The sequence below is a fragment of the Modestobacter sp. KNN46-3 genome (assembly GCF_011039295.1).
On sequence record NZ_JAAKGN010000131.1, the window covers coordinates 1 to 14,312 of the forward strand.

Sequence of the window (14,312 nt, forward strand, 5' to 3'; positions counted from 1 at the left end):
TCGCGGCGGCGACCTCACCCGGCTCGACCAGCCGGCCGACGGGCTCGGCGTCGGCCGGGACGGCGAAGCCCCAGTCCAGCAGCCGCCGGGCCTGCTCCAGCTCGTGCACCGGGCGTCGCTCGGCCTGCATGACGCTGACCACCAGGCGCCGGCCGTCGCGCTCGGCGGCCACCACGAAGGTGTGCCGGGCCGCGTCGGTGAACCCCGTCTTCCCGGCGAGGGTGCCCGGGTAGCTGCTGAGCAGGGTGTTCTGGTTCTGGATCTGGTAGCCCTCGTAGGTCCCGACGGTCGGCATCTGTGCGGTGCGGGTCTGCAGCAGGTCCAGGCCGTACGGGTCGGTGACGAGCTGGCGCAGGATCAGCGCGAGGTCGTAGGGCGAGGACGACTGCCCGGCCACGTCGAGCCCGGAGGGCGTGCCGGCCACGGTGTCGTGGGCGCCGAGGTGGGCCGCCGTCTCGTTCATCGCGGCCAGGGTCGCCCCCACCCCGCCGGCGGCCCGGGCGAGGGCGTTGGCCACGTCGTTGCCCGACTGCATGACCAGGGCGCGGAAGAGCAGGTCGACCGGGTACTGGCCGCCGCGCACCAGACCCACCCGGCTGCCCTCGATCGCCTCGTCCTCGACGGTGCCCTCGACGACCAGCGCGGGGTCCAGGACGGGCACCAGGGTGAGCAACGTCAGGGCCTTCAGGGTGCTGGCCGGGTAGTACCGGCCGTGTGGGTCCCGCGCGCCCAGCACCGCACCGGTGCCGGCGTCGGCGACCAGCCAGCCGCGGGCGTCGATGCCCTCGGGGAGGGGCGGTGCACCGGCGACCGTCACCAGGCCGCGGGTGTCCAGGCGCTCGCCGCCGACGGTGCTGCCGTCGGGGGCGCTGCCCTGCGGCGGCCCGTCCGGGTGCGGGCTGGTCGGGGTCGGCGCCGAGGGGTCGACGGTGGGCCGGGAGCTCTCGGCCAGGGCCGGGCCGGTGGGGGCCAGCAGGAGCCCGATCACCCACAGCCCGGCCACGAGCAGCACGGCGGTCAGCCGGCGCAGCGGCAGGGGTCGGCGCATGCCCGACGCTAACCCGCGGTGGCCTGCCCGATCGAATAGCGGCGGTCGACGGTGTGCCGGAGGTCTCCCGGAGGGCCCGTCGTGTGTGCCGGGTGTTGCCCCTTGGCAACGATCGGGTCTCTATCCGTTCGCCTGGGGGTCTCCGGCGCCCGAGCCGCGGTTAGCGTGCGCACGTCGCCGTCGGAAGCGCCTCGTACCCGTGAGCCGGTACGTGTGAGCCGGACGGCGGAGCAGGCCTGGTACACACCGCACCGGGGCTCCGTCCGACCACTGGTCGGAGGAGCCCTCTCAGAGAGGAGACCGTCTTGCGCCGAGTGCGTGGGATGAAGGCCGCAGCTCTGCTGCTGGCCGGCAGCATGGCCCTGGCGGCCTGCGCGAGTGACGAGACCGACACCGGTTCCGGCGACGGCGGCGGCGGCGGCAGCGCCTCCGGCGAGGAGCTGATGGTCGGGCTCGCCTACGACACCGGCGGTCGCGGCGACAAGTCGTTCAACGACTCGGCCTACGCCGGGGTCGAGGCCGCCATCGAGGAGATGGGCGGCGAGGTCCAGGAGCTCTCGCCCAACGACGACGGTTCCGACCGCGCCGAGCTGCTCACCCAGCTGGCCGAGCAGGGCTACGACCCGGTGATCGGGGTGGGCTTCGCCTACGGCGAGATCATCGGCGACATCGCCGCCGAGTACCCCGAGACCACCTTCGCCGTCGTCGACTCGTCGGTGGCCGAGATGGGGGCCGACAACCTGACCGGCCTGCTCTTCGCCGAGGAGGAGGGGTCCTTCCTCGCCGGTGCGGCCGCCGCGCTGAAGTCCGAGACCGGCCACATCGGCTTCGTCGGCGGCGTGGAGAACCCGCTGATCCAGAAGTTCGAGGCCGGCTACGTCGCAGGTGCCCAGGCGGTCAAGCCGGACATCATCATCGACACCCAGTACATCTCCCCGGCCGGTGACTTCTCCGGCTTCGGCGACCCGGCCCGCGGGCAGATCGTCGCCCAGGGCATGTTCGACGCCGGCGCCGACATCGTCTACCACGCGGCCGGCGGCTCCGGTCAGGGCGTCTTCGAGGCGGCTGCCGCCTCCGGCGGTCGAGCGATCGGCGTCGACTCCGACCAGTACGAGACGGTCGGTGACCCGGCCCTGCAGGCGGTGATCATGACGTCGATGCTGAAGCGGGTCGACAACGCGGTGGAGTCGTTCATCACCGACTACTCCGAGGGCGCGGTCGAGGGCGGCCAGGACATCATCAACGACCTGTCGACCGACGGCGTGGGCCTGTCCACCTCCGGTGGGCAGATCGACGACATCCAGACCCAGATCGACGAGTACCGCCAGCAGATCATCGACGGCGAGATCGAGGTCCCGACGATCCCGTGACGCGCTCGTCCTGAGCAGCACGGACGCGGCGGGCCCGGGGGCGGTACACGCCCCCGGGCCCGCCGTTTTCCGTGTGTACCGTCTCCGCGTCGGACCGGACGTCGTCCGACGTGCTCACGACCGGAAGACCTCCGGTCACCAGCCCCGGTCCTGCGCCCACCTGGAGACCCCGTTGAACGAGTCGGCACCACTGGCGGTCGAGCTGCGCGGCATCACCAAGCGCTTCCCCGGCGTCGTGGCCAACAAGGACATCGAACTGCGCGTCCAGCGCGGTGAGGTGCACGCCATCGTGGGCGAGAACGGCGCGGGCAAGTCGACGCTGATGAAGACGCTGTACGGCATGCACCGCCCCGACGAGGGGCAGATCCTGCTCGACGGGGAGCCGGTGACCTTCCGGAGCCCGGCGGACGCGATCGCCGCGGGCATCGGGATGGTCCACCAGCACTTCATGCTGGCCGACAACTTCACCGTGCTGGAGAACGTCGTGCTCGGCAGCGAGCCGACCAAGGGCGGCCGGCTGGACCGCAGCGCGGCCCGCCGCCGGATCCAGGAGATCTCCGACAGCTACGCGCTGGGCCTGGACCCCGACACCCTGGTCGAGGACCTCGGCGTCGGCGACCGGCAGCGTGTGGAGATCGCGAAGGTGCTCTACCGGGGCGCCACCACCCTGATCCTCGACGAGCCGACCGCCGTCCTGGTCCCGCAGGAGGTCGACGAGCTGTTCGGCAACCTCGCCGAGCTCAAGCGCGAGGGCCTCACCGTCATCTTCATCTCGCACAAGCTGGACGAGGTGCGCAAGGTCGCCGACTCGATCACCGTCATCCGCCGGGGCACGACCGTCGGCACCGCCGACCCGCGGACGACGTCGGCCAAGGAGCTGGCGGAGATGATGGTCGGTGCCGAGCTGCCCGTCGTGGCGAAGCGCGAGTCCACGGTGCGGGACGTCCCCGTGCTCCGGATGCGCGGGGTCACCGTCACCGCGGTGGCCGGTGGCCGGGCGGTCGTCGACGACGTCTCCCTCACCGTCCGTGAGGGGGAGGTCGTCGGCATCGCCGGGGTCGAGGGCAACGGCCAGGCGGAGCTCGTCGACGCGATCATGGGCCTGCGGCCGCTGGCCGCCGGTGAGCTCCGCCTCGGCGACGAGGACGTCGCGCACTGGAACACCCGCCGGCGCCGCGAGGGCGGCATCGGCTTCGTGCCCGAGGACCGGCACCGGCAGGGGATGCTGCTGGACGCGCCGCTGTGGGAGAACCGGATCCTCGGGCACCAGACCCGGCCGCCGGCGGTCAAGGGCGCGTTCATCGACCGGCGGGCCGCCCGGGCGGACACCGCCCGGATCATGCAGGAGTACGACGTCCGGGCACCCGGGCCGGACACCGCGGCGATCGCGCTGTCCGGGGGGAACCAGCAGAAGCTGATCGTCGGGCGGGAGATGAGCGCACACCCGCGGCTGCTGGTCGCCGCCCACCCGACCCGCGGAGTCGACGTCGGCGCCCAGTCGGGGATCTGGGAACTGCTCAAGGACGCGAGAGCGGAGGGGATGGGGATCCTGCTGGTCTCGGCCGACCTGGACGAGCTGATCAGCTTGTCCGACACGCTGCACGTGATGCTCCGCGGGGCGCTGGTCGCGACGCTGGACCCCAGGGAGGTCACCCCGGAGGAGCTCGGTGGGCACATGACCGGCGCTGCGCGCGGCGACGACTCGGCCGGTGCTGCGTGACCGCCCTCCGCCGGCTGGGCCTGTCGCTGATGGCCCCCGCCATCGCCCTGGTCGTGGCGCTCGCCCTGTCCGCGGCCGTCATCGCACTCATCGGCCAGAACCCGGCCACCGCAGTACAGGTGATGTTCGACTTCGGCGACTCGCCCGCCCAGCAGACCCAGGCGATCGTGGTCGTGCTCAACCGGGCGGTGCCGCTGTTCCTGGCCGGGCTGGCGGTGTCGGTGGCCTTCCGGATGGGGCTGTTCAACATCGGCGTCGAGGGCCAGTACCGGATCGCGACGGTGCTGGCCGCCGGCGCCGGTGCGGCGGTGGTCCTGCCCGGCCCGCTGCACCTGCTGTTCATCGTCGTCGTCGCCATGGCGGTCGGGGCGTTCTGGGCCGGCATCGTCGCCGTGCTGAAGGTGACCCGGGGCGTGAGCGAGGTGATCAGCTCGATCATGCTCAACTTCATCGCCCTGGGGTTGGCGTCCTACCTGCTCACCGGGCCGCTGCGGGGGTCGCCCGAGGGCGCCTCGATCATCACCACCAGCCCGATCCCCGAGTCCGGCTGGTTCCCCGGGCTCAACGGCGTGCTCACCGGGCTGGGCCTGGCCGAGCCGCGCTCGGAGCTCTACGGGTTCCTGGTCGTGGCCGTGGTGGTCGGCATCGTCGTGGCCGTGCTGATCAAGCGCACCCGGTTCGGCTTCGACCTGCGGGCCACCGGGATGTCGGCGTCCGCGGCGACCGCCAGCGGCGTGGACGCCCGCGGGATGGTGCTCAAGGCGATGCTGATCTCCGGCGCCATCGCCGGCCTGATCGGCATGCCCGACCTGCTCGGCGACGCGCGCAGCTACAACACCGAGTTCACCGCCGGCCTGGGCTTCCTGGGCATCGCCGTGGCGCTGCTGGGCCGGAACTCCCCGCTGGGGATCGCGTTCGGCGCGCTGCTGTTCGCCTTCCTGGACCGGGCCGCGATCCCGCTGCAGTTCGCCGACATCCCGGCCTCCGTCGTCACGATCATCCAGGGCACGATCGTGCTCGCCGTCGTCATCGCCAACGAGATCGCCCGTCGGGTGACCCGGCAGCAGGCCGAGCGAGGCAGCGCCGTCGCACCGCCCACCTCCGGGGACGGCAGCACCGGTGACGGGCAGGGGCCCGGCGACGGGCCGCCACCGGACGTCGGCCCCACGACCGGCACGGGGACCGGCGTCGGGGTCCGCAACGCGGCCGGTGACGCCGGCCGCACCGACAGCCGTCAGGGAGCAGGAGCATGAGCACCGCGACCGCCGTACCCGGTGCCGGCACCGGCCGTGGCCCGTTGGCCGAGCTCTTCCTCGGCGGTGGCCGGGCGAGGAGGGTGACCTGGCTGCTGGTCGGGCTGCTGGTGCTGTTCTCCGCCGTCCGGGTGATCTCCGGGCAGCAGGCGCTGACGTCGTCGTCGACCTTCGGCGCCGCACTGCTGCTCGCCGTGCCGCTCCTCCTGGTCGCTCTCGGCGGCCTGTTCGCCGAGCGCGCGGGCGTGGTGAACATCGGGCTCGAGGGCATGATGATCCTGGGCACCTGGGGAGCCGGCTGGGCCGGCTACCAGTGGGGCTGGGTCGGTGCCCTGGCCGGTGGCGCGCTCTTCGGGGCGCTCGGCGGCCTGCTGCACGCCATCGCCACCGTCACCTTCGGCGTCGACCACGTCGTCTCCGGTGTGGCCATCAACATCCTGGCCGCCGGCGTCGTCCGCTTCCTCTCCGAGCTCCTCTACACCGACAACGCCGCGGGCGGTGGGGTCACCCAGTCACCGACGCTGTCCAGCCGCCCACCGAGCTTCTCGCTGCCGGTGCTCTCCTCCGGCCCCGACCTGCTCGGTGACCTGGAGTCCCAGGGCTGGTTCCTGATCAGCGACCTGGCCGGGCTGCTCCGCGGCGTCAGCAGCGGTGTCGGCGTGCTGACCGTGCTGGCCGTCCTGATGGTCCCGGCGGCCTACCTGGTGCTCTGGCGGACGGCGTTCGGCCTGCGGCTGCGGTCCTGCGGGGAGAACCCGGCGGCCGCGGACTCCCTCGGCGTCCCGGTCTACCGGCTCAAGTACATCGCGGTGATCATCTCGGGCATGCTCGCCGGCCTGGGCGGTGTCTTCCTGGTCTTCATCGCCAACATCTACCGGGAGGGGCAGACCAACGGGCGCGGGTTCATCGGTCTGGCCGCGCTGATCTTCGGGAACTGGCGGCCGGGTGGCCTGGCCGCCGGTGCCGGCCTGTTCGGCTTCGCCGATGCGCTCCAGCTGCGCAGCCAGACCGCGGTGGTGGCACTGCTGCTGCTGGTGGCGTTCCTGCTCGCTGCGGTGGCCGTCTGGCAGGTCGTCCGTGGCAAGCGGACCCAGGCCGTCATCGCGGCCGCCTTCGCGGCCGCGGCGCTGGCCGCCTTCTGGACCACCGACGAGCTGCCCGACGGGATCGTCTCCTTCACCCCGCACCTGACCACGCTGCTGGTCCTGTCGCTGGCCTCGCAACGGCTGCGGCCGCCGAAGGCCGACGGGCTGGTCTACCGACGAGGAGAGCACTAGTGCCCGAGATCGACTGGGACGCCCTGCGGAGCGCCGCCCGGGAGGCGATGAGCCACGCCTACGCCCCCTACTCACGGTTCCCGGTGGGGGTGGCCGGCCTGGTCGACGACGGCCGGGTGGTCACCGGGTGCAACGTGGAGAACGCCTCCTACGGGCTCGGGCTCTGCGCCGAGTGCGGGATGGTCAGCGACCTGGCCCGCTCCGGCGGTGGCCGGCTGGTCGCGGTGGCCTGCGTGGGCGGGGACGGGCAGCCACTGATGCCGTGCGGCCGTTGCCGGCAACTGCTCTGGGAGCACGGGGGAGCCGAGATGATGATCGAGACGGTGTCGCTGGGGATCGTGCCGATGCGCGAGGTCCTGCCCGACGCGTTCGGCCCCGACGACCTGGTCAAGGCGGCGTCCCGATGACGCAGCCGTTCGACGCCATCGACGTCATCCGGGCCAAGCGCGACGGCCGGCCGCTGACCCCGGAGCAGATCCGCTGGGTGGTCGGCGCCTACACCGACCGGGTCGTGCCCGACGAGCAGATGAGCGCACTGCTCATGGCGGTCTTCTTCCGCGGGATGTCCGGCGACGAGCTCGCGGCCTGGACCCAGGCGATGATCGACTCCGGCGTCCGCAAGGACCTCTCCTCGCTGGGCCGCCCGACCGCCGACAAGCACTCCACCGGCGGAGTGGGCGACAAGATCACCCTGCCGCTGGCCCCGCTGGTCGCCGCCTGCGGGGTCGCCGTCCCGCAGCTCTCCGGCCGCGGGCTCGGGCACACCGGCGGCACCCTGGACAAGCTCGAGTCGATCCCCGGGTGGCGGGCCGACGTCCACGAGGAGGCGTACCTGGCGCAGCTCCGGGACGTCGGCGCGGTCATCTGCGCCGCGGGCTCGGACCTGGCGCCGGCGGACAAGGTGCTCTACGCCCTCCGGGACGTCACCGGCACCGTCGAGTCGATCCCGTTGATCGCCAGCTCGATCATGAGCAAGAAGATCGCCGAGGGCGCCGACGCGCTGGTGCTGGACGTGAAGACCGGGTCCGGTGCGTTCATGCGCGACCCGGCCGACGCCCGCACCCTGGCCCGCACGATGGTCGGGCTGGGCGAGGCGGCCGGGGTGCGCACGGTGGCCCTGGTGACCGCGATGGACCGGCCGCTGGGCAGGGCCGCCGGCAACGCGGTCGAGGTCGCCGAGTCGGTGGAGGTGCTGGCCGGGGGTGGGCCGGCCGACGTGGTCGAGCTGACCCTCGCCCTGGCGCGGGAGATGCTCGCCGGCGTGGGCCGGGACGACGTCGACCCCGCCGACGCCCTCGCCGACGGCCGGGCGATGGACGTGTGGCGCCGGATGATCACCGCCCAGGGCGGCGACCCGGACGCCGCGCTGCCGCAGCCGGCCGAGCGGCACGTGGTCACCGCGCCGGCCACCGGCACGCTGACCCGGCTGGACGCCTACGCCCTCGGGGTGGCTGCCTGGCGGCTCGGTGCCGGCCGGGCCCGCAAGGAGGACCCGGTGTCGGCCGCGGCCGGCGTCGTCTGGACCGCCGGGGTGGGGGAGCAGGTGACCGCCGGGCAGCCGCTCCTGGAGCTGCAGACCGACGACGCCGCCCGCATCCCTCGCGCCCTGGAGGCCCTGGAAGGCGCGATCGGCGTCGACACGGATCAGCAGCCGCTCCCGCTGGTCCTCGACCGCATCACCGCCTGACGGTCGTGATCATAGAGCTGGCGTCGCGACACACCGTCGTGCACCGGCGGGTCGTCACGCCGGCTCCATGATCGTCGGGGGAGGGGTGGCGCGGCAGCACAGCCGGGGAGAGGACACTGACCGCTCGTGCAGAAGGACCACCTCCTCCCCACCACTCGCGAGCTCGCGGCGGGACCCGAGAGGCGGCCGATGGAACTCGATCCGGATGCCGCGATCAGCATCCGCGGGCTGGTGAAGCGCTACGGCGACCGCAACGCCGTCGACGGCGTGGACCTGGACATCCGGCGCGGGGAGATCTTCGCCCTGCTCGGACCCAACGGTGCGGGGAAGACGACCACCGTCGAGGTGCTGGAGGGCTACCGCGCGCGCGACGGCGGCGACGTCCGGGTGCTCGGCGTGGACCCGGCGGCCGGTGGGCGACGCTGGAAGGCCGAGCTCGGCATCGTGCTGCAGTCCGGCGCGGGGGACAGCCAGCTGAGCTGCCTGGAGCTGCTGCGCGCGCAGGCCGCCTACTACCCCGACCCGCGGGACCCGGCCGAGGTGCTGGAGCTGGTGGGGTTGACCGAGAAGGCCGGTGCCCGCGGGCGGACGCTGTCCGGCGGTCAGCGCCGCCGGCTGGACGTCGCGCTGGGCATCGTCGGCCGGCCGCGGCTGCTCTTCCTCGACGAGCCCACCACCGGCTTCGACCCGGAGGCCCGCCGGCAGTTCTGGTCGCTGATCCGCTCGCTGCGCGACCTGGGCACCACGATGCTGCTGACCACGCACTACCTGGACGAGGCCGAGGAGCTGGCCGACCGGGTCGGCGTCATCACCCGGGGCCGGTTGGTCGAGGTGGCCATCCCGTCCGCGCTGGGCGGGCGGGGGACGGCGCCCGCCGTCGTCACCTGGACCGAGGACGGCGCCCGGCGCACCGCGGAGACCGCCAGCCCGACGGCGCTCGTCGCGGAGCTGGCCACCCGCTTCCCGGGCGAGGTGCCTGACCTGGCGGTCGCGCGCCCGACCCTGGAGGACGTCTACCTGAAGATGATCGGTGAGCCGGCATGACCACGACCGAGGACCGCTCGCTGCCGTCGATCGGCAGCGTCTGCCGCACCCGGGCGGGGGTCGAGCTCAAGGAGTTCTTCCGGCAGCGGGAGTCGGTCGTCTTCACGCTGATGTTCCCGGTGATCCTGCTGCTGGTGTTCGGCGCGGTCCTGGACTACGAGCTCGGCTCCGGGGTGAGCTTCACCCAGTACTTCATGGCCGGGGTGATCGCCGCCGGGATCCTCGGCGCCAGCCTGCAGAACATGGCCATCGGCATCGCCACCGAGCGCAGCGACGGCACCCTCAAGGGCCTGGCCGGCACCCCGATGCCCAAGAGCGCCTACTTCGTCGGGAAGGTCGTCCAGGTCCTGGTCGTCACCGTGGCGATCGTGGCGATCCTGCTGGTCATCGGGGTGGTGTTCTACGACGTCGACCTGCCGTCCGGGGCCGACTGGCTGACCTTCGCCTGGGTCGCCGCGCTGGGTTCGGCGGCCTGCACGCTGCTGGGCATCGCCGTCTCCAGCCTGGCCCGCAACGGGCGCTCCGCCTCGGCCACGGTCACCCCGGTGGCGCTGGTCCTGCAGTTCATCTCCGGGGTGTTCTTCCAGTTCAGCGAGGTGCCCACCTGGCTTCAGACGGTGGCTGCGGTCTTCCCGCTGAAGTGGATGGCGCAGGGGCTGCGGTCGGTGTTCCTCCCGGATGCGCTGGCCGCCCAGGAGCCGGCCGGCAGCTGGGAGCTGGGCCGGGTCGCCCTGGTGCTGGCCATCTGGTGCGTCGTCGGCCTGGTGCTCTGCGTGCGCACCTTCCGCTGGCAGGACCGCGTCGACCGGTGACGCAGCGCGGGGTCCCGGGAATGCCTGGGTAACGTGCGGGGATGCCCGCCGCGCCCCTGGACGTCGAGACCCTCACCCGCGCGCCGAAGGTGCTGCTGCACGACCACCTGGACGGCGGGCTGCGGCCGCAGACGGTGCTCGAGCTGGCCGACGAGGTGGGCTACCGCGAGCTGCCCGCCGACGAGCCCGAGGCGCTGGGCCGGTGGTTCCGCGAGGCCGCCGACTCCGGGTCGTTGGAGCGCTACCTGCTGACCTTCGCGCACACCGTCGCGGTGATGCAGCGCCCCGAGGCGGTGCAGCGGGTGGCCCGCGAGTGCGCGCTGGACCTGGCCGCCGACGGGGTCGTCTACGCCGAGGTGCGGATGGCGCCGGAGCTGCTGACCGCGGGCGGCATGTCGCTGGACGCCGCGGTCGAGGCGATGCTCGACGGCTACGCCCAGGGCAGCCGGGAGGCCGCGGCCGCCGGGCGCCCGATCGTCGTCGGCACGCTGCTGTGCGCGATGCGCCAGGCCGACCGCTGGGTGGAGGTCGCCGAGCAGGTGGTGCGGCACCGGGACGCCGGGGTGGTCGGCTTCGACCTGGCCGGGCCGGAGGACGGCTTCCCGCCGGACCGCATCTCCGCGGCGATCGAGCTGCTGGACCGCGCCGGCGCCCACCGCACGATCCACGCCGGGGAGGCCGCCGGCATCGAGTCCATCCGGGCCGCGCTGGACGGCGCGGGTGCCGAGCGGCTCGGCCACGGGGTGCGGATCGCCGACGAGGTGCCGGTCGACGGGCCCCTGGGCGAGCTGGCCGAGCGGGTGCGCGACGAGCAGGTGCCGCTGGAGGTCGCGCCGTCGTCCAACGTGCAGACCGGCGCCTACCCGACGCTGGCCGACCACCCGGTCGACCGGCTGCACCGGGCCGGCTTCACCGTGACCCTCAACACCGACAACCGGCTGATGAGCGGGGTGTCGGCGACCAGCGAGCTGGCCGCCGTCGTGGACACCTTCGGGTGGGGCTGGGACGACGTGCAGGCGGTCGCCGAGCGGGCGCTGCGCGGCGGTTTCGCCGACGACGCGGTGCGTGCCCGGGTGTTCACCGACGTGCTCCGCCCGGGCTTCGAGGCGCTGCGTCCCTGAAGCGGAGCGAGCAGGGTCACCCGGGCGCGGGAATCATCCGAGGGCCGTCGCTGCTAACCTGATCGTGCCGGTGAACGCCGGTCATCCTCCCGGGCGGTCCTGCCCGGGCACAGCGCATCCGTGCAGATCACGCGTCACAGCAGACGCCCCCGATCATCAGCGTGGCCACCGGGCATCCGGCGGGCACCATCACCACGGGACGCGCGCCGATCTGTATCGGAGTCCCCGCTTGTCCTCGTTCGACTCTGTCGACACCCAGAACACCCCCGCTCTGCAGGACGCGCCGGCCACGGCCGCCGTCCTCGACGCGCCCGTCACCGAGGCCCTCGTGGCCGAGGCGGCGCCCGAGCCCACCGGCCCGACCTTCGCCCAGCTGGGCCTGCCCCAGCCGCTGGTCACCGCGCTCGAGCGCAAGGGCATCCGTCACCCCTTCGCCATCCAGACCTCCGCCCTGCCGGACGCCCTCGCCGGGCGCGACGTGCTCGGCAAGGCCGCCACCGGCTCGGGCAAGACGCTGGCCTTCGGCCTCCCGCTGCTGGCCCGGCTCGGTGCCGACGCCCAGCAGGGTCGCCGCGCGCCGCGTGGCCTGATCCTGGTGCCGACCCGTGAGCTGGCCCAGCAGGTGCACGACAACCTGGCCCCGCTGGGGCAGTCCAACGGCGTCCAGCTGGCCGCCGTCTACGGCGGTGCCTCGATGTACCGCCAGATCCAGCAGCTGCGTCGCGGCGTCGACGTGCTCATCGCCACCCCCGGGCGGCTGCAGGACCTGATCAACCAGGGCGAGGCGACCCTCTCCGAGGTCGTCGTCTCGGTCATCGACGAGGCCGACTTCATGTCCGACCTCGGCTTCCTGCCGGTGGTCAAGGAGCTGCTCGACCAGACCCGGAACGACGGCCAGCGGCTGCTGTTCTCGGCCACGCTGGACGGCGAGGTCGACACCCTGGTGCGTCGCTACCTCAAGGACCCGGCCCGCCACGAGGTCGCCAAGGCTGAGGACACCGGTCCGCAGGCCGAGCACCTGGCCTACAGCGTGTCCTTCCCGGACAAGCTGAAGATCACCGAGGCGATGGCCGCCCGTCCGGGCCGGATCATCATCTTCGTGCGCACCCAGCACGGCGCCGACCGGCTGGCCGGCAACCTGCAGCAGGTCGGCATCGCGGCCGAGCCCATCCACGGTGGGCTCCCGCAGGCGGCACGGCGTCGCGCGCTGGAGGCGTTCACCGACGCCCGCAGCCCGGTGCTGGTGGCCACCGACGTCGCCGCGCGTGGCATCCACGTCGACGACGTGTCGCTGGTCCTGCACTACGACCCGCCGGCAGACCACAAGACCTACCTGCACCGTTCCGGCCGCACCGCGCGCGCCGGTGCCGCAGGCGTCGTGGTCTCGCTGCTCCTGCCGGACCAGGTGGGCCAGGCCAAGCGCCGGTTCCGCCAGGCCAAGCTCGACCCGCAGGTGTCGCGGATCCGCCCGGGCGACGCCCCGATCGCGGACCTCGTCGCCGGTGGCGCGTTCGTCGAGCCGATCGTCCGTCCGGTGCGCGAGTCGCGCCGTCCGGCCGGCGGTTCCGGCGGGCGTCGCCCCACCGGTGAGCGCCCCGGTGGCCCGCGCCGTCCCTCCGGCGACCGCGATCGCACGTACGGAGACCGCCCCTTGGGCGAGCGCTCCTACGGCGATCGGGATCGCAGTGCGGCTGGCCGTCCCTCCGGCGACCGCGACCGCTCGTACGGAGACCGCCCCTCGGGCGAGCGCTCCTACGGCGATCGGGATCGTTCCGGTGGCGGCGAGCGTCGCACCGGTGGCTACCGCGGCTCGAGCGAGGGGCACCGCGCAGGCGGTCGGCCCTCGCGCCCGGCCCGCTCGTACTGAGCAGGGGCCCCGTCCGTGGTGACGGGGCCTGAACGGCAACGGCCGGCTCCCGCATCGCGGGGGCCGGCCGTTGCCGTCTCCGGGGTCTCGCTCAGTTGATCATCGGCATGTGGTCGCCCGACGGGCCGGTGGGCGCAGCCGCCCGCCGATGACCAACTGAGGAGCGGGTCTCCCTAGCGCTCGACGTCGCTGCGGAAGACCAGGGCGGTGCCGATGTCGGCGAGGACGTCGGACCACGCCGCGGCCAGCACCGCAGCGTCCTCGCCCGACAGCGGGGCGGTCGGCTCGGTCTCGCTGCGGGCCACGGCCTGGCCGAGCGCGGCACCCGGGCCGAACTGCTGCTGCACCCGCGGGAGCCCGGCGTACTCGGCCAGGTCCAACGCGCCCTCGGCCGGCTGGGCCAGTGCCTGGTGGGTCACCAGCCCGCCGGCGCCCCCGGCCACCTCGGCCAGCACCTCGGCCAGCGCGGACAGGTCGTAACGGTCCTCGTCGGCCGGCAGCGGCATCGTGTCGGTGTCGGCCACCTCGGGCCAGGAGGCGATCTCGGTGAGGTCGTGCGCCTCGTCGCCGGCGCAGTACCGCGCCAGCTCGACCGGGGTGGGGAACACGAACACCTGACCGTCCCGGCCGAGGAAGCGCGCCCGGTCGTCGACGTAGCAGCGCAGGGTGACCCCGGCGCCCTCCGGGACGACCAGCTCCACCGGGAGGATGCCGACCGCCTCCCAGAACTCCTGGGCGGCGGCGACGGCCGCGGGGGTCGCGGTCAGCCCGCTGCCGCTGCGGACGGTCCGGACCCCGGCAGTGGACGCCTGCGCCGGGCTGGCAGCGGTGGAACCGGCGGCGGGGCGGTCCGCCGGGGCGACGTCGACCTCGTCGTCGTCCTCGTCGTCGTCCGGGTCGGCGGCGCGGGCCTCGGCCTCCTCGGCGGCGGAGGGGTAGTCGTCCGCAGACACGGTGCCGGCGCCGGTCCAGTCCAGGTGCTCGTCGAGCTCCTCGAGGACGTCCTCCCACAGCTCGTCGACGGCGGTGCCCAGCCGTGCCCAGCTCTCCTCGCCGGTGCGGCCGAGGAACGCCCCGACGCCCAGGCCGAGGGCCGCGACCTCGGGGCGGGAG

11 protein-coding genes and 1 pseudogene are annotated in these 14,312 nt (G+C 73.7%); 10 read left to right on the forward strand and 2 right to left on the reverse strand.

The window, feature by feature from the left end; genetic code table 11:
* The coding region (locus G5C62_RS20690; protein WP_164702481.1) for a D-alanyl-D-alanine carboxypeptidase family protein at nt 1-1,048 on the reverse strand (1,048 nt) is incomplete at its 3' end.
* Between the two features lie 314 nt (nt 1,049-1,362).
* On the opposite strand from G5C62_RS20690, the gene G5C62_RS20695 reads away from it, so the two are divergent.
* The 10 genes from G5C62_RS20695 (at nt 1,363) to G5C62_RS20740 (ending at nt 13,199) form a co-directional block, all read left to right on the forward strand.
* A complete protein-coding gene (locus G5C62_RS20695) occupies nt 1,363-2,418 on the forward strand; it encodes a BMP family protein (RefSeq protein ID WP_241176036.1) in 1,056 nt (351 codons plus the stop codon).
* Between the two features lie 172 nt (nt 2,419-2,590).
* Nucleotides 2,591-4,138: an ABC transporter ATP-binding protein gene (locus G5C62_RS20700; RefSeq protein ID WP_164702483.1), complete on the forward strand. Its 1,548-nt coding sequence runs from the start codon at nt 2,591-2,593 to the stop codon at nt 4,136-4,138.
* Entirely contained in the window at nt 4,135-5,391 is a 1,257-nt protein-coding gene (locus G5C62_RS20705) for an ABC transporter permease (protein WP_206330758.1), read from the forward strand. The genes G5C62_RS20700 and G5C62_RS20705 overlap by 4 nt, the downstream gene beginning before the upstream one ends.
* Nucleotides 5,388-6,668, forward strand: coding sequence for an ABC transporter permease (locus G5C62_RS20710; RefSeq protein ID WP_036335464.1), 1,281 nt, complete (start codon nt 5,388-5,390; stop codon nt 6,666-6,668). The genes G5C62_RS20705 and G5C62_RS20710 overlap by 4 nt, the downstream gene beginning before the upstream one ends.
* A complete protein-coding gene (locus G5C62_RS20715) occupies nt 6,668-7,075 on the forward strand; it encodes a cytidine deaminase (protein WP_036335463.1) in 408 nt (135 codons plus the stop codon). The genes G5C62_RS20710 and G5C62_RS20715 overlap by 1 nt, the downstream gene beginning before the upstream one ends.
* A complete protein-coding gene (locus G5C62_RS20720) occupies nt 7,072-8,355 on the forward strand; it encodes a thymidine phosphorylase (RefSeq protein WP_036335462.1) in 1,284 nt (427 codons plus the stop codon). The genes G5C62_RS20715 and G5C62_RS20720 overlap by 4 nt, the downstream gene beginning before the upstream one ends.
* 189 nt (nt 8,356-8,544) lie before the next feature.
* Complete coding sequence (locus tag G5C62_RS20725) at nt 8,545-9,399, forward strand: ABC transporter ATP-binding protein (protein WP_164702484.1); 855 nt, start codon at nt 8,545-8,547, stop codon at nt 9,397-9,399.
* Complete coding sequence (locus G5C62_RS20730) at nt 9,396-10,211, forward strand: ABC transporter permease (RefSeq protein WP_036335461.1); 816 nt, start codon at nt 9,396-9,398, stop codon at nt 10,209-10,211. Before G5C62_RS20725 ends, G5C62_RS20730 begins: the two co-directional genes overlap by 4 nt.
* Nucleotides 10,212-10,252: 41 nt before the next feature.
* On the forward strand, nt 10,253-11,332 hold the full coding sequence (locus G5C62_RS20735; RefSeq protein WP_164702485.1) for an adenosine deaminase: 1,080 nt from the start codon (nt 10,253-10,255) through the stop codon (nt 11,330-11,332).
* A 229-nt stretch (nt 11,333-11,561) separates the two neighbouring features.
* Nucleotides 11,562-13,199: a DEAD/DEAH box helicase gene (locus tag G5C62_RS20740; protein ID WP_206330759.1), complete on the forward strand. Its 1,638-nt coding sequence runs from the start codon at nt 11,562-11,564 to the stop codon at nt 13,197-13,199.
* Between the two features lie 173 nt (nt 13,200-13,372).
* Here the strand turns inward: G5C62_RS20740 and G5C62_RS20745 are convergent.
* A pseudogene (locus tag G5C62_RS20745) lies at nt 13,373-14,312 on the reverse strand (hypothetical protein); the annotation flags it as partial.